Here is a 19,891-nt window from a genome sequence, read left to right as displayed (position 1 = left end):
TGCATGCCGGTTTAGGGTTAGTTGTCTTTCGCGCCGTCATCCACCCATTTTTTAATCTTAGCGATGTTGCAGTCAGACAGTTTGGCTCCGCCCTGCGGCATGGGCTTAAAGCCAGCCGCGTGCGAAATCGCCCCGACCAGCGATCCGTTGTCGGCCTGCTTTTTCACACCGGCGTAGGTGTCTAATATTATACCGTTGGTGGCTACGGCCGTGCTGTGGCAACTGTAGCAGTTGGCCGACAGGATGGGCTTCACGGTACTGGCGAAGGCAACATTCCCGGTGTTGCATTGCTGCGGTTGCGGCTGGGGAGTCACCTCCTCGTCGCTGTCGCTGGTGCAGGCCGCCGCCAGCGACAGCAGGAAAATTGCCATCACGAAGGAATATATATGTACACTTTTCATGGCTGTAGGCTAAATAGGATATATCAATTGTGTGAGGCAAGCGGGGTTACTCTACCTGCCCCCTGATTTCTCCGCCTGGTAGGGCAGCGCTGTGTATGTTCACGTACCACAGGCCAGCCAGCAGGTCAGCCTCCTGGGCTTCTGTGAGTGCAGGTGTTTCCCCCTGGATGGGGCTTGAGTACGGTGAAGCGCCGATGGGAACTTCTACGCCGCCGCTCACGCCCGGCGCACCCTTGTGAAAGTGCATGTTGGTTGGGGTGATGTCCTGATAGGTGATGGTATAAGAAAGGATGTTGGTTTCCTTGTTGTAAGTGCCGGAGAAGGTGCCCGTCGCTTCTGACTCGTTCGCCGGCACCTCCTGGTCGCCGGTGATAGCGATGTCATCAAACTCAACCACGTTGAGCATCGGGTCCATGTCTTTGTCGTCATCGTCGTCGCAGCTGCTGATCGGCAGGAGCAGCCCGAACAGCAGGGCCACCCAAAGGTTGTGGTGTTTCAGTAGATTTTTCATGGTTATAGAGGTTAGGTTTTCAAAAAAATCAGCAAAAAGAAGCCTTCTAGCACAGTGCAGGCTGTGTTACCAAGTGTAAAGTATCTATGTGTAGGGTTACTTTCTCAGAGGCAGGGTATAGCCTGCGGTGAAGAAGACGCCGGCGCTCGTCAGTTTCACATGTCCGGCCCCGATGTCGGCCAAGGGTATTTTCACAAAGGGCTCCGCCCCGACAAACAGGGAGGGCGTGAGGTGGTGCGTGTAGCTCAGGCTGATGTTCTGCACTTTAAACCAGTGCCGGTTCTGGTTCCGTACCTCCCATACCTTTTCGTATTTGCCGTAGCCACTGCCATATATATAAGTGTACTTTTCATCCAGCATGATATAGCTCGACAGGCCCGCCTGCACCGCCAGGGTGCTTTTGTTGCGCTGCAGCAGCCGGTACTCCAGGTTCAGGGGGATGTCCAGCACCTGGCAGCGGGCGTCAATGGCGTCCGGCAGCTTCCGTCCCTGCCAGTAATCAGGGCGCGGGTTGTAGTCCTGGGGCGAGGCGCCATATACCTTGTTCGCCCATACCACGCCGGTCACCAGGCTCAGCCGCTCCGTCAGCGGCACGCCCACCACCACCCCGGCATTCGCGCTCACGGCATCCGGGTTCTTAAACCTGACAGTGGTGAAGTCGGGGGCAGCCAGCAGGGCAACCCGGATGCTTCTGAAAAAGGGTGAAGCTTTTTTTTCTTTACTGCTGTCTGCCGCTACAGCGGGCGTCGACTTCTCCCATACAGCACTATCCATTGCCTCAGCAAGCGACTGCTGCGCTATATAGGGCCCGGCTGCTGTGTCGGCTATGCTGCCAGCCTCCAAGGCTGCTGCATAAGCCGTGTCAGCTATATATCCTGCTGTAGCCGGTAAGGCATATGCCGGTTGCTTTGCTTCCTTTTCTGCTGGCTGCATCACGGCTGTTTCCTCATATACTACCGGATATACTGCCGGTGGCCTGCCATATATAGCTGGCGCAACTGCAGCCTTTGCTTTTACTGCCGGAGCAGAAGCGGCCGTTGTTAACTTTTCAGCCTCTGCTCTTGGTTGCTCCGTACCAGCACCTGCCACTTCCGGATTTTCAGCCACATGCGCCGGTTGCTCTTGCGGGGCGATGGCTGCAGCCTGTGGCGTTTCGGGGGCCACAGCAGCGGTTTCGTTTTGGGCAGGCGTAACGGAATCATCTTTCAGTTGTAATACCAGAAGCGGCGCCAGCAGGAGTAACAGCAGCCCGAGCGGCCAGTACCGCCTGTACCAGGGGGCGCGCACCGTTGCCTGATCCAGCTTCCGTTCCATCGCCTTCCAGGCTTCCGGGTCGAAAGGAGGGTCCAGGTGCTCGGCAGATTTCCTGAACAGGTTGTCGAGTTCCTCGTCAGACATTTTGTTTGTACTCATCTATCTCCGCTCTTTTTAAAGCCTCCCGTAAGTTTGCCCTGGCTTTTGCCAGGTTCGATTTGGACGTGCCCACCGCGATGCCGAGTGTCTCCGCTATTTCCTCGTGGGTGTAGCCGTCTACCACATACAGGTTAAACACCGCCCGGTAAGCAGGCGACAGGCGCTGCACCAGCCCAATCAGTTCCTCGTAGTTCAGCTGCTGCTCTACGCTGTAGCTTTCAGCAGCGGGTGCGGCCTCCTCTATATCGTGCAGGTGGTAGTGCTTCAGGTTGTGCCGGTAATTGTCCAGCGCGGTGTTTATCATGATGCGTCGCAACCACCCTTTAAACGGTTTGTTGCTGTCGTACTGGTTCAGCCGCGTAAACACCTTCAGAAACCCGTCATTCAGCACCTCCCGCGCCTCTTCTGCGTCTTTTGAGTAGCGCACGCAGATGCTCATGGCATAGCCATAGTAAAGCTGGTATAGCTTTCGCTGCGCTTCGCGGTCCTCTGTCAGACATCCGCGGAGCAGGGCCGTCTCTGCTGTGGTCTCCGGTTCGCTCACTTTTCCAGGATTTCGCTCCCATCACGGAAGAAAATTCCGGATGGTTGCCTTGCCTCTGATAGAAAATTTTCTAAAGAAATTGATATGACAGATACGGAAATTCTACCTGCGAAAGCCATCCTTCGGTGATGTGGGCAAGCGATACAAACGCAAGCTCCCTTCAATCAGGTTTTTTCAGGAGGACAACGGGAAGAAACACCGTGATTTAGTTCAGTGCGCGGACAAAATCAACTTGCACTATCCATAAAACCACCGCATATATAATTCACCTGTAAATCAACTATATACAAATCTGTGTCTTAAAATTTGGGTTCTTTTCATTATGTCCGAATGCTTCACATGCATACACAGGCCATAATTTAAAAAGTCAGCTTCCTGTGTTCATTCCTGCCTGTAACTTATCCTGTGCCGCATGAGTTATGTTTATTATCTAAATAGTGATATAAATCAACTTAAATAGTGACATAGATCATTATATATAATATATATTATATATATTTTTGATCAATAAATCATTGTTTGGTCATTAAGTGTCGATACGCTGATGTGGAAGCCCACCGTAAAAACGCTCAAAAGCGCCTTTACCTCCTCGCTTTTGTTCTCCAGTTTACTTACACCTCCAGTTTACTTACACCTCTTTTCTTTTCGAACTTCACCCTGGAAAAGCAGAGCCGTGAAAAACTTAAAATCATCGTGAAAGAGCTCACCCGGCAGGTGAACGGAACTGCTGTGGACCGGCTAGAGAGCGCGATAACAGGCGATGTGCAGTTCGAGAAGGTGGCGCTGCCAAACACCACCGACCGGCACTCAAGCCTTACCATGGGCCCCGATGGCAAGTTATATGCCTGCACAATCGACGGACGGATAAAACGCTTTGCCGTGCAAGCCGACGGAACGCTTGCCGATCCAGAGGTGATTTATTCGCTGCAGGACGCCTCCGGCCAGCGGATTCCCCGGCTCGCCATCGGACTTGCGTTTGACCCAGCCGCCACTGCCGACAGCCTGGTGGCGTGGGTGACCCATAGCACGTTCACCTTCACCGAAGGGCCGGACTGGGACGGCAAACTGACCCGGCTTTCCGGCCCTGCCCTGGAAAACGTGCAGGATGTGGTGGTACATCTGCCGCGCTCGGCCAAAGACCACCTCACCAACAGTATCGCCTTCGGACCGGACGCAGCGCTTTATTTTACCCAGGGCAGCAACACGGCAATGGGCAGGGAAGATGAAACATGGGGGAACCGGAAAGAGCACCTGCTGTCGGGTTCGGTCCTGCGCCTGGATTTGGCTAAATTACAGGAACTGCCACTCGATGCGAAAACCTCGGAGGGAGGCACCTACGATCCCTACGCCGGAAACGCACCGCTCACTATATATGCCTCAGGCATACGCAACGCCTACGACTTGCTGTGGCACAGCAACGGCGAGTTATATGTGCCTGTCAACGGGTCCAGTTCGGGCGGCAGCACCCCCGCCTCTGTGGCCGGCGCACGCCGCATGGACGGCAGCCTATATACCGGCCCCGATGTGCCCGCGCTGACGAATGTGGAGCAGGCGCAGAACGACTTTCTGTTGAGGGTAGAGAGAGGGGGGTATTACGGGCACCCAAACCCCGAAAGAGGCGAGTTTGTGATGAACGGGGGAAACCCGGGCTTTGGCGAGGATCCGGCCGAACTCGAGGCATACCCTGTAGGCACACTGCCCGATGCAAACTGGAGGGGCTATGCTTACAAGTTCCCGGTTCATACTTCCCCAAACGGCATCATCGAGTACCGGGGAGACGCTTTTAGCGGAGCGTTGAAGGGAAAAATATTGGTGGTCCGGTACATTAACAACAGGGACATTGTGGTACTGGAACCCGGAGGGAGCGAAAATGACATCATAAGAGAGTCTCAGGGAATCGCCGTTCCCGGTTTTTGGGGGTTCATCGTTCCGATAGACCTGACAGAGGACATTAAGACTGGGAATATCTACGTATCGGAGTTTGGGGGAGACGGTCAGCTATCATTGCTCCGGCCGCTCCCAGGTGAAAAAGCAGAGATGGCTACAGCCCATGTGAACAAATGAAAGGTACGCCTGTCTATATAAGAAGCAGATATGGCTGCTCCCATATAGACAGGCATGATACGATAAAGACCTAACAAAGGTATAGCAGGCAGAATAGAAGTACTCTTCAACTACAAACCGCAGGGCGGCCCTCGCTACGACAGCTTCTCATTGAAGAAATCGATGGTGCGCTTCCAGGCGAGTTCTGCCGCCGCTTTGTCGTAACGCGGCGTGGTGTCGTTGTGAAAGCCGTGATTAGCGTTCGCGTACATATAAGCGGTATAGTCCTTCTTGTTCGCTTTCAGTGCCGCTTCATACGCGGGCCAGCCTTCGTTCACGCGGGTATCCAACTCGGCATAGTGCAGCAGGAGGGGAGCCTTTATTTGGGGAACGTCTTCGCTTGCTGGCTGGCCTCCGTAAAACGGTACGGCTGCCGCCAGTTCCGGAATACGCACCGCCATCATGTTCGAAATCCAGCCACCGAAGCAGAAGCCGACCACTCCCACCTTACCATTGCAGCTCTCGTGGTTTTTCAGATAATCATGGGCTGCTATAAAATCCTCCAGCATCTCGTCTCTGTTGCGTTTGCTCTGCATCTCACGGCCGTCGTCATCGTTGCCCGGATAGCCACCGAGCGGCGTTAAAGCATCCGGGGCGATGGAAACGAACCCTGCCAGCGCGGCCCTGCGCGCCACGTCCTCTATGTGCGGATTCAGACCCCGGTTTTCATGCACCACCACAATGCCGCCGAGTTTCTTTGTCGCACCCGCCGGCATCGACAGCAGCGCTTTCATCGTTCCGCCACCTTTCGGGGAGGGATAATGGATGTATTCTGATTTTAGGCGCGGGTCATCTGCCTTCACCTGGATGGCGCCCTTGTAATCGGGCATCAGAAAACTCATCAGCGACGCCACGGTAAGACCGCCCACGGCATATAGGGACAGCTTTTGCATAAACTCGCGCCTGTTGACCCGGTTGTGGGCATAGTCATCGTACAGGTCAAGCACTTCTTGTTTGATGTCTTCTCTTTTGATTTCGTCCATGTTCGTCGGCGTTCGTGTTTACCTACAATTTAAGAAATTCCACTGTATCTGATTCTTCTTTTACCTCTTTGGGGTCCTGCCTGCTATCAAAAAGGTATGTGATGTAAATTATCTGCTCTTTAACTTCATAGAAAATTATTGTTTGCCTGGTCAGCACAGCTTTTCTTAATCGTGGCGTTGTGGGCGAGGCAGGAAAAACATGGGGAATTTAGAAATGATTTCTATTTGCGCTGATAGTCTTGCCTTAAACTTGTTGACTTCCCTTTCTGTCCAGTTCGTGGAGATATAGCTGAGTATATTTTCTAAGTTTTCTATGGCTTTATCGGTCCATAAAACGGAGTGATTTATAATCCGAACCTTTTTTTGACTTCTTCATGTGGAGTAATCTTTCCTTCATCAATATCTTTCAGGCCTCTTCCAATCCCTCTTCTTTGTTCCGGTGATAAATCCTCCCACCAATCTCCGCCTGTTTTAGAGTCTTTTACAACCTTCAGATATTCAAGAGTGTCCTCATTATCTAATTGAGCTAACCATTCTATTAATTCCAGTTTTATAGCCTCAAGTCCCATTTTCGTTGGTTTTATTCAATTGTCAATATAGTAAATTTACACGCCCTCAAAATTCTGAATATTATTTACAAGCCACTCAACGTGTTGCAGCTATTCGAAGGTGGCGATTTCGGAGCACTTCACTTTTAAACAAGTAGAAACTTTGATAAAAGCACAAAGCTTGGTTTAATCACTGAACCGCCACTTTTGGGTAGCTGCTGTTGGTGGCTGCCTTTCTTTTCATAGTATCAAATTTCCTTTTAATAAAGATTCTGCAAATTCTTCTTTACCTAATTGATTCTTCATTGTCAGAACGTATGAATAAGGGCTATTTCTTTTTGTCTTATGATACTCTATTCCCTTTAATGTCAGTTTGCCTGCGGCAATTGCCACAAGTCCAGCACCTGCAACTACCCAGCCAAGTCCAGAGGCAAATGAAGGAACTGACAAAGCCATTAAAGTTAGTCCTGTGTCAATCTTCAATGATTTAAATACTCCCTCGATGTCTTTTGTTGACCTTTCTATTTGGTCTTTTCTGAAGTTCAAAGCGTCTTTTAGAGATTGTTCATCTTCAATTTTATATAGGTCTTTGACCAGTTCATTTATGTTTAGATAGAACTGTTGTCTTTCGTCTTTATAATTGTTCCTGAATTCAATAATCTGTTTCGTTTTAATGCTTTCTAAATTCTTGGGAATAACAGAGTGAATAACCATTGAGGCTAATGTTTCGCTTATATCCTTCTTTCCTCTCTCTCTTTGTGCTTCTCGAACAATCGCTTGAAAGTTTGGGTGGTCAGAAACTATAGGTAAAGATTTGTTCGTTGCTATACAGTTTGCCAGTCTGGACATATACAAGGCACCAGTTACCGAATCAAACTCTACCCAATCTTCAAATTCATACGAGAATTTCTTTATGGGTAAATTAAGCCTTGGCAATTCTTCTAAAAGCTCTCTACCCATTTTCATTACATGAATTGGATAAGTATCTGTTGGTTTTACAAATCTTGAAACACGCTGAAAAATTTCATTTCGTTTCTCTTTATCTGAGAGTTCCGATTTTGCATATTTTATGAATTCGTGTGCGATTTGGTCAGCGTAATGGCTTGGTCTTACACTTCTAACAAATAAAGTCTCTTCATTCGTGGCTGTATCATTGATTCTTTCAATTAAGTCAACTTCTTCAATTAGGTCGTCACTCGGAACAATTCTGTCAATACCGTCATAATACAACGCTGCAAATTTTAACCAATTATGGTCGTGGAAGTTAATATGCGGATAGTATAATGCTCGGCCAAATGGTATTGTCATTTTTGTTGTTTTTAAGGTTGCCACTAACGTCTGGATATACGTAAACCTACGGTTATCTGCATTTATGCGGAGGTGGTTTTACCTATGATTAGCCTTACATGCTTTTCAAAAACAGGAAGTATATCCATCCTTGCTTATCCAGCTTAGATTTAAACCTCCAACTATACCTCCTAAGAAAGCGAATTATATATACATATCCTATATACACAACCAGCACCGGTAGAACCTGACACTTCTACCGGAATCAGTACTGCGGTATATATCCGGCGCAGTAGCTACAAGACTCCTGTCGGCATCAATGAAGCCTGCAAAATATGAGGAGTTACTGCCGAAGCATTCATATCACTGAAGGCTCAGCGTGTGAAAGCTGTTGAGCATGGTGGTGATGATGTTGAGCAGATAAGCGGGGTAGATGCCGATGCCGATGAGCAGGAAAAGCAGCACCGCCAGCGTGCCTACGCTGGCCAAGTAAATAGAGGGACGCAGGCGCTGCCGTGGCTCCATGCCTTCCTCCGTCTGCTGAAACATGACGGCGACGATTTTGATGTAATAATACAAGCCGATGGCGCTGTTAATGGCCAGCACCACCACGAGCAGCCACAGTTGCGTGTTCACGCCTGCCGCCAGTATATAAAACTTGCCCACGAAACCGGCCGTGAGCGGAATGCCCGCCAGCGAAAGCAACATGGCCGTCAGCACGGTGGCCGCCCAGGGACGCCGCCAGAGCAGGCCCCGGTAGTCAATCAGCAGCTCCGCATCACGCTCTTTCCCCGACAGCATCGCCACAGTGCCGAACGCCCCGACGGTGGTCACGAAATAGGCGACGAGGTAAAACGTCACCGCTTCCACCCCCATCTGGTTGCCTGCCAGAAAAGCCACCATCAGATAGCCCAGGTGCGAGATGGAGGAGTAGGCGAGGATGCGCTTCACGTTGTTCTGGAACAGCGCCAGCAGGTTGCCCGCAAACATCGAAGCGATGGCTACAATGGTGAAGATGAGCATCAGTGTTGGGTACCGGAAGCCATCCACCTCCATGAAAAAGCGAATCAGCAGGCCCAGCATACCGCCTTTCGACACGGTGGCAATAAAAGCGGAAACCGGGGCAGGCGCGCCTTCATACACATCCGGCGTCCACATATGGAACGGCACGAGGCTCAGCTTGAACCCGATGCCGATAATCATCAGGCCGAAGCCGGTGAGCAGCAGGAGCGGTAATTCCTCAAAGGCCGCCATGGCCACGGCTATTCCCTGAAAGGTCATACTGCCGGTGCTGAAGTACACCAGCGCCATCCCGAACAGCAGGAAAGCGGAGGAGAAGGCAGCCAGGATGAGGTACTTGATGCCGGCTTCGTCGGAGCGCTCGCGGGTGCGCAGGTACGAGATAAGCGCGTAGAGCGCCACGCTCAGCACCTCCAGCCCCAGAAAAAGCGAGGCAAAGTGCGTGCTGATGACAAGCGTGCAGGCCCCGAGGGTAGAGAGTATCAGCAGGATATAGTACTCTTCCTTCTGTTCTTCGCGCTGCTCGAAATACGCGTAAGACAGCATGCTGATGAGCAGCGCCGTCGCCAATATTAAACCTATATAAAACACGCCAAATCCGTCAATCACCAGCAGCGGCTCGATTTGATAGGGCGCTGCAGCCCGTATATCGAACAGCGACAGGAACGCGGCGACAAAGGAAACCGCCGTGATGACATATATGATTTTATGGTTGCGCCACGCCGAAATCACCAGCATGATGATGAGCACGGCAAAGATCAGGATGAGCAGCGGCATCAGGTGGAGAAAATCGTTCTGGCTCATGGGCTTGTGGCTTTATATATAACTTACTTCTTATGGCGCGAGCTTCCCCGCTTGTTTCTGCTATTGCTGGGCCTCCCCGGGACGTCGCACGGGACAGGCCAGCCCTGTCGGGTTACAAACCCGACATTATGGTAGGACATAAGTTTAAAAACTTGCGCCATTACCCGATGGAGTTCCCATCAGGTGAGAATTTTCACTTTTCAATCCGTATCAGAATCTGATGGTATACATTGTCCGGCTTTTCGGTTTGTAAGGCGGCAACAGTGGACACGCTTTTCTCCACTGCCGGGGGCATTTTATAGGCCTGCAGTTGCGCCTGTATGCTTGGCTGGGCCGTATCCAAAACAGGCTGCGGGTAGAGGCCGAGCCATAGAATCACCACCACCATCGGAACGGCAATCAGCATCTCGCGCGGGTTCAGGTCAGGCAGCAGGTGCTCTGCCGGGGCGGGTTCAAAAAACACCTTTTGCATGATGCGCAGCGAGTAGGCCGTGGCCAGCACCAGCCCGATAGTCGCAAACACAGTCAGCCATTTGTTGGCCTGCCAGGCACCTACCAGCGTCAGGAACTCCGCGATAAAGTTGCCCAGGCCTGGCAGCCCCAGCGACGCCATCACGAAAACCATCGCAAACACGCCCAGTTTCGGCGCCTTCGACCAGAAGCCGCCCATCACATTCATGTCGCGGGTGTGCAGGCGCTCGTACAGCAAACCCGCCACGATGAACAGCGCGCCGGTGCTCAGGCCATGGGCAAGCATTTGCATCACCACGCCCTGCAGCGCCAACTCGTTAAAGGCAAACACGCCCAGCAGCACGAAGCCCATATGGCTGACGCTGGTATAGGCCGCCAGCCTTTTCAGGTCGGTTTGGGAGTAGGCGAGTATAGCGCCATATAAAATGCCAACCACGCCCAGCAGCATGGCCCAGGGAGCAAACTCTACGGCAGCATCAGGGAAGAACGGCAGCACGAAGCGCAGCAAACCGTAAGCCCCTGTTTTCAGGAGCAGGCCCGCCAGAATGATACTGCCCGCCGTAGGTGCCTGCGAGTGGGCGTCGGGGAGCCAGGAGTGGAACGGCACGGCTGGCAACTTCACCAGGAAAGCCGCCAGGAAGCCGAACATCAGCAAACGCCCGGTACCCATTGCCAGCGGCGTGTTGAGCAGCTCGAAGTAGTTGAAGGTATAGGTGCCCGTCTGGCTGCCGTGTATGAAGTAGAAAGCGAGGATGGCCAGGAGCATGAGCAGGCCGCTGGCTTGCGTGAAGATGAAGAATTTATAAGCGGCGTAGTTGCGGTTTTCGTGGCCCCAGATGCCGATGAGGAAGTACATCGGGATAAGCATCACTTCCCAGAAAAAGTAGAACAGGAACATATCAAGTGTGAGGAACACACCCGTGATACCCGCCAGCACCCACAGCAGATTAAAGTGAAAGAAGCCGGATTTGGTCTGAATCTCCCGCCACGACACCAGCACCGCCAGCAGGCCCAGGAAAAATGTGAGCAGCAGCATCAGCAGGCTCAGGCCATCCAGCGCCAGTATGAAATTCACGCCCCACTGCGGAATCCAGGGGATATGGAGCCGGAGGAGCCAGGGCGAAGCGCCTAAAGTAGCCGCCGGTACGGTCAGCCATATATAAAACACCAGTACAAAATCAAGGAGCACGGCGAAAAGGGAAATCCAGCGGGGCAGCACCGGGTGCCACTTCTTGGAGAGCCAGGCCAGCAGTCCGCCAGCCATCAGAATTACGATTAGCCAGAGAAGGATCATAGCAGCAGGCTTATAGTGAGAATCATGAGAGCACCGACCACAATGCCCATCACATAACTGCGCAGCACGCCGTTCTGGGTGGCAGAAAGCATCACATGGAAGCCCTCCGCCATGCGGGAAACCCCAGTATAAAAACTGTCGACGATATCGCGCTTGTTCAGGGTGGAGAGGAACACGTAAGGCCGCACGAACAGGGTGTTATAGAGGGCATCAAATCCCCATCCGGAGTGCCAGAAGCGGTGCAGCGCCATGGCCGTGCCGGAACTTTCCAGAATTCGCAGCAGCGACGGGCTTTTCAGGTAAAAGAGGTAGGCTATATATACCCCGCCCAATGATACCACCGCAGCTAAAAGCTGGAACAGCCACTCGTTCGCTGCCAGCGTTTCGTTGGCCGTGATGGCGGGCAGCACCGGTGCCAGCAAATCCGAAAACAGCACCACATGCCCGAAGTTGTGCGGCAACTCAATGAACCCGCCCACCACGGATAGTATGGCGAGGATGAGTAGCGGAATGGTGATGGCCTTGCCCGGTAGGTGTCCCACATGCGTTTTGCTCTCGCCGTAAAAGGTCATAAACACCATCCGGAAGGTATAGATGGAGGTGATGAACGCTCCGGCCAGCCCGGCTATATAGAGCCAAATGTTGCCGTTCTCACCGGCCAGCGCATACCACAGAATCTGGTCTTTGCTGTAGAAACCGGCGGTGACGAGAGGCAGGGCCGCCAGCGAGGCTGCGCCAATCAGAAAGGTCCAGAACACGACCGGCATCTGCTGGCGCAGGCCCCCCATTCGGCGCATGTCCTGCTCGTGGTGCAGCGCCAGGATAATGGCCCCGGCACACAGGAAAAGCAGCGCCTTGAAAAACGCGTGAATCATGAAATGGAAGATGCCCGCCGACCAGGCGCCCACGCCCAGGGCCAGGAACATATAGCCAATCTGGCTGATGGTGGAGTAGGCGAGCACCCGCTTCAAATCATATTGCGTGAGGGCGGAGAAACCGGCAAGCAGCAGGGTGGCAGCCCCCACAACAGCCACCAGCAACTGCGCCAGCGGAGACAGCTCAAAAATGACGAACATGCGGGCAATGAGATATACCCCGGCCGTCACCATGGTGGCGGCGTGGATGAGCGCCGAAACCGGGGTTGGACCGGCCATCGCATCGGGCAGCCAGGTCTGCAGCGGCAACTGGCCCGACTTTCCGACGGCTCCGCCTAACAGCAGCAGCGCCACAATCAAGGTCATCTCAGAGCCAACGGCCCAGGCTTCCGGCGCTTCGGAAAGGATGGTTTGGATATGGAGCGTGCCGAACGCCTGGAACAGCATGAAGAGCGCAATCGCCATGGCAGTATCCCCGACGCGCGTGATGATAAAGGCTTTCCGGGCGGCATAGCCGTTGGCAGGCTCCTTGTACCAAAAGCCGATGAGCAGGTAACTGCACAGGCCCACGCCCTCCCAGCCGAGATACAACAGCAGCAGGTTATCGGCCATCACGAGCATCAGCATGGAGCCTACAAACAGGTTCATGCAGGCGAAGAAGCGGGAGTAATCCGCATCCTCAGCCATATAGGCGGTGGAGTATATATGGATGAGAAAGCCGACGAAGGTGATGACGAAAATAAACACCATCGACAGTGCATCGAGGTGAAAGGCGATGGAAGGAGTAAAGCCCGCCACGCTGAACCACTGCCATACGTCCTGATGGTAGAAAGCCGGGCGTTCGGTTAGAAACTCAATCCCTAAAAAGATGGTGACGAGCGCGGAGACTCCCACACTGCCCACGCCCAGCACCGCCACCAACATGCGCGACAATCGGTTGCCAAACAGTATCAGCAGCAGCGCCCCTAAAAACGGCAAAGCGGGAATCAACCAGAGTAAATTTTCCATAGTCTTATCCTTTCATAAAGTTGGCGGCATCGCTGTTGAGCGTCTTGAGCTGGTGGTATATCTGGAGAATCAGCGCCAGCCCAACGGATACCTCGGCGGCGGCCATGGTGAGTATGAAGATGAACATGATCTGCCCGTCGGGCTGCACCCAGCGCGTGCCTGCCACGATGAAGGCCAGTCCGGCAGCGTTCAGCATAATCTCCACCGAAATGAGCATGAAGAGGATGTTACGGCGAATCAGCACGCTGATGAGGCCGAGCATGAAGAGGATGCCTGCCAGCAGCAGGGCGGCTTCCATATAGGAGGTACTCATGAGGCGGCGCTCCTTTCCTGTAAAAACCGGTGAACAACTTTCTTCTTCTGCCTGCCCAGATGGTAAGCTCCCACTATTCCGGCCATCAGCAGGATGCCGCTCAACTGCACCCCCAGTATATAGGGGCCGAAAAGCGCCAGCCCCACCACCTTGGCGTCAACGGCCACCACGGCACCGGCCTGCACCGTGTTACCGGCCATAAATATATATATAAGCTCGGCCAGCAGCACCGCCGAAAGAATCGCCGGACCGACCCAGACCGAAGGCTGCAGCCATTCCTTTTCCCGCTGCACATCCTCCCGCGTCAGGTTCAGCATCATTATCACGAAAATGATGAGCACCACAATGGCCCCGGCATATACAATCACCTCCAGCGCCGCTATAAAGGGAGCGCCAAGGGTAAAGAGAACGACGGCCACAGCCAGAAAAGACACCACCAAATAGAGCAGGGCATGAATCAGGTTGAAGCGCGTGATGACCATGATGGTGGAGAGAATGGCAACCGCTGCGGCTATATAGAAAGTCAGTTCCATGGTTTTAGGGGATTAAGCTTTTGATGTCTACCGGCGGGGCTTCGTTTTCGGCCTCGCCCTTGCCTTTTCCGCCGATGGCCATGCCGGCCACCTTGTAATAGTTGTAGCCGGGGTACTTGCCCTCGCTGTTGATGAGCAGGTCCTTTTTCTCATATACCAGGTTCTGCCGGTTGTACTCGCCCATCTCGAAGTCGGGGATGAGCTGGATGGCGTAGGTGGGGCAGGCCTCCTCGCAGTAGCCGCAGAAGATGCAGCGCGAGAAGTTGATGCGGAAAAAGTCGGGGTAACGGCGGCCGGTCTCGTCCTCGGTGGCCTGCAAAGAGATGCAGTCGACGGGGCAGGCGGCGGCGCAGAGGTTGCAGGCCACGCAGCGTTCGCCGCCGTCCGGGTCGCGCGTCAGCACAATGCGGCCCCGCCACCGCGCCGCCAGCTTTACCTTCTCCTCGGGGTATTGTATCGTTTCGCGCTTATGGAACGCATGCAGAAACGTGAGCCACATACTGCGCAACAAACTAAACATAGCTGCTCCTTTCGTTTTTTATAATTCCTTTTTTACTTATGCTGTTCCGGGTCAAACCACCCCTGCCCCTCCTTGTCCAAGGCGGGGAGTACTACTTACTCCTTCTCCTGCATCGTTCTATTGCACCGGGATTTACATTTTTATAAATGGTTTATATATGGTTTAATAACTTAAATGCCATTCGCTATTCTGAATAACTTATATAGCACCAATTCCGACTCCCCTCCTTAGACAAGGAGGGGTAGGGGTGGTTGGATTTTTTCTCCCCCTATTTATTCACTCAATCACTCATTCAAAACTCCTCAATCACCCCTCCCGCCACAGCACCACAGCGGCCGTTACCATCAGGTTCAGGAGCGTGAGGGGCAAAAGCACCTTCCAGCCATATTCCATCAACTGGTCGTACCGAGGGCGTGGCATGGAGGCGCGCAGCAGGATGAAAACACACAGGAAAAAGAGCGTCTTCAGGATGAACCACACGATGGGCGGCAGGAACTCAGGGCCGAGCCAGCCACCGAAGTACAGCGTAACCAGCATGCAGGATATAAGCGTGATGCCCATATACTCGCCTATGAAGAACATGCCGAACTTCATACCTGAGTACTCCGAGTGGAAGCCTGCAATCAGCTCACTTTCCGCCTCCGGGATATCAAAGGGCAGGCGGTGCGTTTCGGCGATGCCCGCGATGAAGAAGATGACGAAGCCAAGGAACTGCGGGATGAAAAACCAAAGCCCCCGCTGCGCCTCCACAATCTCGCGCAGGCTGAACGAACCGCTCAACAGCACAACGCCCATCAGCGACAGGCCCATGAACACCTCATAGGAAATCATCTGCGCCGCCCCGCGCATGGCACCCAGCAGGCTGTACTTGTTGTTGGAGGACCAGCCTCCCAGGATGATGCTGTAGGCGCCCATCGACGACATGGCCAGAAAGAAAAGCAGGCCGATGTTCAGGTCCGCCACAATCACGCCCGGCGCGAACGGAATCACGACAAAGCTCATCAGCACCGTGACCACCACAATGGCAGGGGCCAGCACAAACACGGGTTTGTCGGCAAACGGCGGAACCCAGTCCTGTTTGAAAAACAGCTTGATGGAGTCGGCGGCCACGATGAGCAGTCCAAAGGGACCGGCGCGGTTCGGGCCGTACCGGTCCTGGAACAGGGCCAGCAGGCGCCGCTCCACCCAGATAAGCGCCGCCGCCACGTTCAGCATGACGAACAGTACGCCGCCGATAATCAGAAAGTAGTTTGGGGCTGCTTCTTCCATGTGATGTCTCTGTTTAAGTTGGCCCAGGCGGGTAAATCGGCAAATGGGATGCCGGGCAAACCAACTGGCAAGCCAGCGGTTCCGCTCGGTATGGTTGGGTTTATATCCACTGGCAACTGATATACGTGGCCCTCCAGGGCGAAACTCAGGTCCTGTCCCTCTTCCAGTTTCAGCCGTCCGGCATCTTCCGCGTTGATGGCTATATAGGGGGCCGGGATGCGCTGCATGATAGAAGGCGAATGGCTGCTGAGCTCTTCGGAGCCGAACGTGTGGTGCAGCGGAAGCACGTACAGGTGGCCTTCTATCGGGACAAAATTTTGTGGCACCACCGTGGACAGCGAGGCAGTTCCGGCTGGCGCTATCAGACGCACGCCCGGATCGCCGCCCTTCAGGTGGCCGCCCACTTCCTGCTGGTACTTGTTCGTGGCCTGCACCGAGTTCCAGCCCGGCGCCCAGAAAAACGGAATCATGGAGGAGGGCGGCTGTCCGCGGTAGCCTTCCATGGTATAGGAGAGGGCGGAATCCGGGTCCAGCGGGGGCTTCGGCTCGCTCACATCCTGATTGGCCAGCATGGAGGTGCGGCCGCTGAAACGGTGCGGCGCGCGCGGTATTTTTTGCCCGGCAATGCGGAACTCGGAAGATGGCGCAGCTTTCTCCACGCCCCTGAGCAGCGGAATTTCCTCGGCCATGGACTTCACAATATCGTCGTAGCCGTGCCAGTTGCTGATGCGCTCATCCCCCATAATGGTGCCCATTTCCGCCAGCCAGTGCCAACTTTCCTGAATCTCCTCGGGTGTGGGGTGCACCTGGAAAAATCGCTGCGCCCGCCCCTCGTTGTTGACGAGCGTGCCGTCGGCTTCGGAGAAGGGAGCGGCGGGTAAAAGGATATGGGCCCGCTCGGTGGTGGCGTTGTGGAGGTGGTCCAGTACGATTACCTGGCTGCAGCCATCCAGAAACTGAGACACGGCTGAAGCGCCCGCCAATCGGTACAAATCGCTCTCAAGGATGAGGACGGTATCGGCATAGCCGTTCAGCACCGCCTCAAAAGCGGACTCCAGTTTGTGGCCCCCGAGCATGGCCAGACCCAAGCTGTTGCACTCCGGCACCACCAGGCTGATGCCTGCCGCTTTCTCCCGGGCGCAAAGCGCATTGGCGATAGTGGCGGCGGCTTTCAACACGCGGTCGCTGCCTGAAGACGTGCCGGAGATAATCAGCGGGTTTTGAGCGGCCAGCAGGCTATCGGCAATCTGCCGTGCCAGCGCCTGTTCCGCCTCACTCATATCGCTCACTTCCGGAGAATCTGCATGAATAAGGTTGGCAACAGCGAAGCCCAGGCGCGAAATGGCATCCGGTGTATCGAAAAACGTTTGCGTGGCCAGTTCGTCCAGCTTGGTGGGGGTATAGTGCGCTATATATAGCGGGCCGTTGTCTGTCTGCACCAATTCCCGTACCGCCGCATCCTGCCACACCGGGACGTTGGCGGTGGAGACGGCCTCCTGCAGCGGCTGCTGCCGCACCGACTGCCGCACTGCCAGCGCCAGCATGGGCGCAGTGTTTATCAAATCCTCCCCCATTATAAAGACGGCATCCGCTTTCTCCACTTCCCTTAAAGATGGTGTGCGCGCGGCGCCATTCCGCAGAATATCCAGCGCCATATCTACCAGTATATGGTCTGTGTCGGATACGCCATGATGGAAGTTTTCTTCTCCAACTAAAGTTCTCAGCACATAATTTGATTCGAGGGAAGCGCGGGGAGAGCCGATACCAATGGCACGACCTGCTTTCACGGCTGAGGCGGCGGCTTTGAGCGCGGTGTACTTGTCGGTGGCTTCCGGCAGGTGGCTGCGCACCAGCGGTTTTCGGACGCGGCCCGCGCTGTTCACAAATTCATATCCGAAGCGGCCGCGGTCGCAGAGGAAATAGCCGTTCACCTCGCCATTGTAGCGGTTGGTGATACTGCGGATGGTGCCGTAGCGCTCACCGGCTGATATGTTGCAACCCAGGCTGCAGTGGTGGCACACCGAAGGAGCCATTGTTAAATCCCATTTGCGGGTATAATGCTGCTTCAGTGTTTTGTCCGTGAACACACCCGTAGGGCATACCTCCGCCAGGTTGCCGCTGAACTCGCTTTCCAGCACGCCGTCTTCGGCGCGGCCAAAGTATAAATGGTTGTGGGCGGCAAACACGTCCAGGTCTTTGCCACCGGCATAGTCTTTATAAAAGCGCACACAGCGGTAGCACTGGATGCAGCGGTTCATTTCGTGGTTAAGGAACGGGCCGAGGTACTGGTTGATATAGGTGCGCTTGTCGAAACGGTACTCCCGGTAGTTGTGGCCGGTCATCACCGTCATGTCCTGCAGATGGCAGGCGCCGCCCTCGTCGCAGACGGCGCAATCGTGGGGGTGGTTGGTCATGAGCCAGCCGATGATGTGCGCCCGGAATTCCTTCGCTTCCATATCGGCAATCGATAGCCGCATTCCGTCCCGCACCTGCTCCATGCACGACATGAACAGCTTGCCTTTGGTGTCGTTCTCGTCTTTATATACCTTCACGGCGCACTGGCGGCAGGCCCCGATAGAGCCCATGGCCGGGTGCCAGCAGAAGTAGGGCAAATCCTTGCCGAGGGTGAGGCAGGCCTCCAGCAGGTTCTTGCCTGCTTTCACTTCGTAGGGTTTGTTCTCTATATAGATGGTTGCCATGCTTTGCTCTTGCTCCAGGGACAGTGGTGTTCGTGAATGTGCCGTTCAAAATCCTCTCTGAAATATTTCAGAGCGCTCTGCAGGGGTTCCATGGCACCGGGCGCGAGGGCGCAGAAGGTGTTGCCGGGGCCAAGGTATTTGGTATGGAAGTCGAGGCTGAGGAGGTGTTCGGGCTTGCCTTCGCCTTTGTCAATGGCGAGCAGAATTTTTTCTACCCAGGGCAGCCCTTCGCGGCAAGGGGTACAGAAACCGCAGGACTCCTGCGCGAAAAAATGCTGCAGGTTCAGGGTAAAGCCGACGGGGCAGGTCTGGTCGTCCATAATAATCATGGTGCCGGTGCCCATCCGGCTGCCCGCCGCCTGGATAGAGCCGAAGTCCATCGGCACATCCAGGTGCTCCTCTACCAGGAAGTCGGTGGAGGCGCCGCCGGGTAACAAGCCTTTGAACAGATAGCCATCCTGCATACCCCCGGCGTGTTCTTCCAGCAACTCGCGTATCGTTACGCCCATCGGCAATTCCCAGCAACCGGGTGTTTTCACGCGGCCGCTCACGCCATATAGCTTGGTGCCCGCATCCGGACTTTTGCTCAGGCTTTTGAACCACCCCACGCCGTTGTTCACGATATGGGGCAGGTTACAGAGCGTCTCCACGTTGTTCACAATGGTTGGCTTTCCGAACAGGCCGCTGACCTGCGGGAAGGGAGGTTTGGCTCTGGGGTTGGCGCGCTTGCCTTCGAGGGCGTTGAGCAGGGCAGTTTCCTCGCCGCACATATAGCGCCCCACGCCGGTGTGCAGGTGCATCTCCAGGTCAAAGCCGGAGCCCAGGATGTTCCTGCCCAGGTAGCCTGCCTCCTTTGCTTCATATATAGCCTGCGTGATTTCTTGTGCAGCCAGCTTGTATGCCCAGCGGAGGAAGACATAGCTGATACTGGCCTGTATGGCGTAAGCGGCTACAATCATCCCTTCGATGAGTTGGTGCGGGTTGCCTTCCAGCAGCACCCGGTCTTTGAAGGTGCCGGGCTCCATCTCGTCGGCGTTGGCCACCAGGTATTTGGGGGTGGCTGCTTCCGGCCCCATGGGCACAAAGCTCCACTTTAGGCCGGTGTTGAAACCCGCGCCGCCGCGTCCTTTCAGGTTCGAGTCTTTCACCAGAGTTTGCACCTCAGCAGGTGTCATCTTGAGTGCTTTGCGCACCGACTCATAGCCGCCCACTTTCTCGTATTCTTTCAGGTTGAGCGGCTTGCGGCCCGGTACTATGTGTTGGGTAAGCGGCTTCTCCATAGGCCCGCTTTGGTT

The 19,891-nt window shown here is 54.4% G+C and carries 17 protein-coding genes; 1 reads left to right on the top strand and 16 read right to left on the bottom strand.

Annotated elements, in window-relative coordinates; translation table 11 throughout:
• Nucleotides 1–17: 17 nt before the first annotated feature.
• From GSQ62_RS02950 to GSQ62_RS02935, 4 genes are all read right to left on the bottom strand, one after another.
• Complete coding sequence (locus tag GSQ62_RS02950; protein WP_161888123.1) at nt 18–401, bottom strand: hypothetical protein; 384 nt, start codon at nt 399–401, stop codon at nt 18–20.
• Nucleotides 402–447: 46 nt separating this feature from the next.
• A complete protein-coding gene (locus GSQ62_RS02945; protein ID WP_161888122.1) occupies nt 448–912 on the bottom strand; it encodes a CHRD domain-containing protein in 465 nt (154 codons plus the stop codon).
• Nucleotides 913–1,008: 96 nt separating this feature from the next.
• Nucleotides 1,009–2,325, bottom strand: coding sequence for a PorT family protein (locus tag GSQ62_RS02940; RefSeq protein WP_161888121.1), 1,317 nt, complete (start codon nt 2,323–2,325; stop codon nt 1,009–1,011).
• Nucleotides 2,303–2,869 (bottom strand): RNA polymerase sigma factor, encoded by a 567-nt coding sequence (locus GSQ62_RS02935; protein WP_161888120.1) that lies wholly within the window; start codon nt 2,867–2,869, stop codon nt 2,303–2,305. The genes GSQ62_RS02940 and GSQ62_RS02935 overlap by 23 nt, the downstream gene beginning before the upstream one ends.
• A gap of 693 nt (nt 2,870–3,562) precedes the next feature.
• On the opposite strand from GSQ62_RS02935, the gene GSQ62_RS02930 reads away from it, so the two are divergent.
• On the top strand, nt 3,563–4,933 hold the full coding sequence (locus GSQ62_RS02930) for a PQQ-dependent sugar dehydrogenase (protein WP_202621831.1): 1,371 nt from the start codon (nt 3,563–3,565) through the stop codon (nt 4,931–4,933).
• A 134-nt stretch (nt 4,934–5,067) separates the two neighbouring features.
• Here GSQ62_RS02930 and GSQ62_RS02925 read toward each other — a convergent pair whose 3' ends face one another.
• From GSQ62_RS02925 to nuoF, 12 genes are all read right to left on the bottom strand, one after another.
• Nucleotides 5,068–5,955 carry a dienelactone hydrolase family protein gene (locus GSQ62_RS02925; protein WP_161888119.1) on the bottom strand — a complete coding sequence of 296 codons (888 nt, stop codon included), beginning with the start codon at nt 5,953–5,955 and terminating at the stop codon, nt 5,068–5,070.
• Between the two features lie 344 nt (nt 5,956–6,299).
• Nucleotides 6,300–6,524 carry a hypothetical protein gene (locus GSQ62_RS02920; RefSeq protein ID WP_161888118.1) on the bottom strand — a complete coding sequence of 75 codons (225 nt, stop codon included), beginning with the start codon at nt 6,522–6,524 and terminating at the stop codon, nt 6,300–6,302.
• A 219-nt stretch (nt 6,525–6,743) separates the two neighbouring features.
• Nucleotides 6,744–7,811, bottom strand: a complete 1,068-nt coding sequence (locus tag GSQ62_RS02915) for a DUF6236 family protein (RefSeq protein WP_161888117.1) — start codon at nt 7,809–7,811, stop codon at nt 6,744–6,746.
• Between the two features lie 342 nt (nt 7,812–8,153).
• Nucleotides 8,154–9,614, bottom strand: coding sequence for an NADH-quinone oxidoreductase subunit N (locus GSQ62_RS02910; RefSeq protein ID WP_161888116.1), 1,461 nt, complete (start codon nt 9,612–9,614; stop codon nt 8,154–8,156).
• 193 nt (nt 9,615–9,807) lie between these two features.
• A complete protein-coding gene (gene nuoM, locus GSQ62_RS02905) occupies nt 9,808–11,379 on the bottom strand; it encodes an NADH-quinone oxidoreductase subunit M (RefSeq protein ID WP_161888115.1) in 1,572 nt (523 codons plus the stop codon).
• Nucleotides 11,376–13,262 (bottom strand): NADH-quinone oxidoreductase subunit L, encoded by a 1,887-nt coding sequence (gene nuoL, locus GSQ62_RS02900; RefSeq protein ID WP_161888114.1) that lies wholly within the window; start codon nt 13,260–13,262, stop codon nt 11,376–11,378. The genes nuoM and nuoL overlap by 4 nt, the downstream gene beginning before the upstream one ends.
• Nucleotides 13,263–13,266: 4 nt before the next feature.
• Nucleotides 13,267–13,575, bottom strand: a complete 309-nt coding sequence (nuoK, locus tag GSQ62_RS02895; protein WP_161888113.1) for an NADH-quinone oxidoreductase subunit NuoK — start codon at nt 13,573–13,575, stop codon at nt 13,267–13,269.
• On the bottom strand, nt 13,572–14,108 hold the full coding sequence (gene nuoJ / locus GSQ62_RS02890; RefSeq protein ID WP_161888112.1) for an NADH-quinone oxidoreductase subunit J: 537 nt from the start codon (nt 14,106–14,108) through the stop codon (nt 13,572–13,574). The genes nuoK and nuoJ overlap by 4 nt, the downstream gene beginning before the upstream one ends.
• A 4-nt stretch (nt 14,109–14,112) precedes the next feature.
• On the bottom strand, nt 14,113–14,628 hold the full coding sequence (gene nuoI, locus GSQ62_RS02885) for an NADH-quinone oxidoreductase subunit NuoI (RefSeq protein WP_161888111.1): 516 nt from the start codon (nt 14,626–14,628) through the stop codon (nt 14,113–14,115).
• A 306-nt stretch (nt 14,629–14,934) separates the two neighbouring features.
• Nucleotides 14,935–15,897, bottom strand: coding sequence for an NADH-quinone oxidoreductase subunit NuoH (gene nuoH / locus GSQ62_RS02880; RefSeq protein WP_161888110.1), 963 nt, complete (start codon nt 15,895–15,897; stop codon nt 14,935–14,937).
• Nucleotides 15,867–18,596 (bottom strand): NADH-quinone oxidoreductase subunit NuoG, encoded by a 2,730-nt coding sequence (gene nuoG / locus GSQ62_RS02875; protein WP_161888109.1) that lies wholly within the window; start codon nt 18,594–18,596, stop codon nt 15,867–15,869. The genes nuoH and nuoG overlap by 31 nt, the downstream gene beginning before the upstream one ends.
• Nucleotides 18,578–19,876, bottom strand: coding sequence for an NADH-quinone oxidoreductase subunit NuoF (gene nuoF / locus GSQ62_RS02870; protein WP_161888108.1), 1,299 nt, complete (start codon nt 19,874–19,876; stop codon nt 18,578–18,580). The genes nuoG and nuoF overlap by 19 nt, the downstream gene beginning before the upstream one ends.
• Nucleotides 19,877–19,891 lie beyond the last annotated feature (15 nt).

Origin of the sequence: Pontibacter russatus (assembly GCF_009931655.1) — a bacterium.
Classification (GTDB): domain Bacteria; phylum Bacteroidota; class Bacteroidia; order Cytophagales; family Hymenobacteraceae; genus Pontibacter; species Pontibacter russatus.
This window is presented reverse-complemented; position numbering and strand designations above follow the sequence as displayed.

Coding starts and splice junctions, on each gene's coding strand:
- GSQ62_RS02950 (WP_161888123.1), bottom strand. CDS start 401: ATGAAAAGTGTACATATATATTCCTTCGTGATGGCAATTTTCCTGCTG.
- GSQ62_RS02945 (WP_161888122.1), bottom strand. CDS start 912: ATGAAAAATCTACTGAAACACCACAACCTTTGGGTGGCCCTGCTGTTC.
- GSQ62_RS02940 (WP_161888121.1), bottom strand. CDS start 2,325: ATGAGTACAAACAAAATGTCTGACGAGGAACTCGACAACCTGTTCAGG.
- GSQ62_RS02925 (WP_161888119.1), bottom strand. CDS start 5,955: ATGGACGAAATCAAAAGAGAAGACATCAAACAAGAAGTGCTTGACCTG.
- GSQ62_RS02920 (WP_161888118.1), bottom strand. CDS start 6,524: ATGGGACTTGAGGCTATAAAACTGGAATTAATAGAATGGTTAGCTCAA.
- GSQ62_RS02915 (WP_161888117.1), bottom strand. CDS start 7,811: ATGACAATACCATTTGGCCGAGCATTATACTATCCGCATATTAACTTC.
- GSQ62_RS02910 (WP_161888116.1), bottom strand. CDS start 9,614: ATGAGCCAGAACGATTTTCTCCACCTGATGCCGCTGCTCATCCTGATC.
- nuoM (WP_161888115.1), bottom strand. CDS start 11,379: ATGATCCTTCTCTGGCTAATCGTAATTCTGATGGCTGGCGGACTGCTG.
- nuoL (WP_161888114.1), bottom strand. CDS start 13,262: ATGGAAAATTTACTCTGGTTGATTCCCGCTTTGCCGTTTTTAGGGGCG.
- nuoK (WP_161888113.1), bottom strand. CDS start 13,575: ATGAGTACCTCCTATATGGAAGCCGCCCTGCTGCTGGCAGGCATCCTC.
- nuoJ (WP_161888112.1), bottom strand. CDS start 14,108: ATGGAACTGACTTTCTATATAGCCGCAGCGGTTGCCATTCTCTCCACC.
- nuoI (WP_161888111.1), bottom strand. CDS start 14,628: ATGTTTAGTTTGTTGCGCAGTATGTGGCTCACGTTTCTGCATGCGTTC.
- nuoH (WP_161888110.1), bottom strand. CDS start 15,897: ATGGAAGAAGCAGCCCCAAACTACTTTCTGATTATCGGCGGCGTACTG.
- nuoG (WP_161888109.1), bottom strand. CDS start 18,596: ATGGCAACCATCTATATAGAGAACAAACCCTACGAAGTGAAAGCAGGC.
- nuoF (WP_161888108.1), bottom strand. CDS start 19,876: ATGGAGAAGCCGCTTACCCAACACATAGTACCGGGCCGCAAGCCGCTC.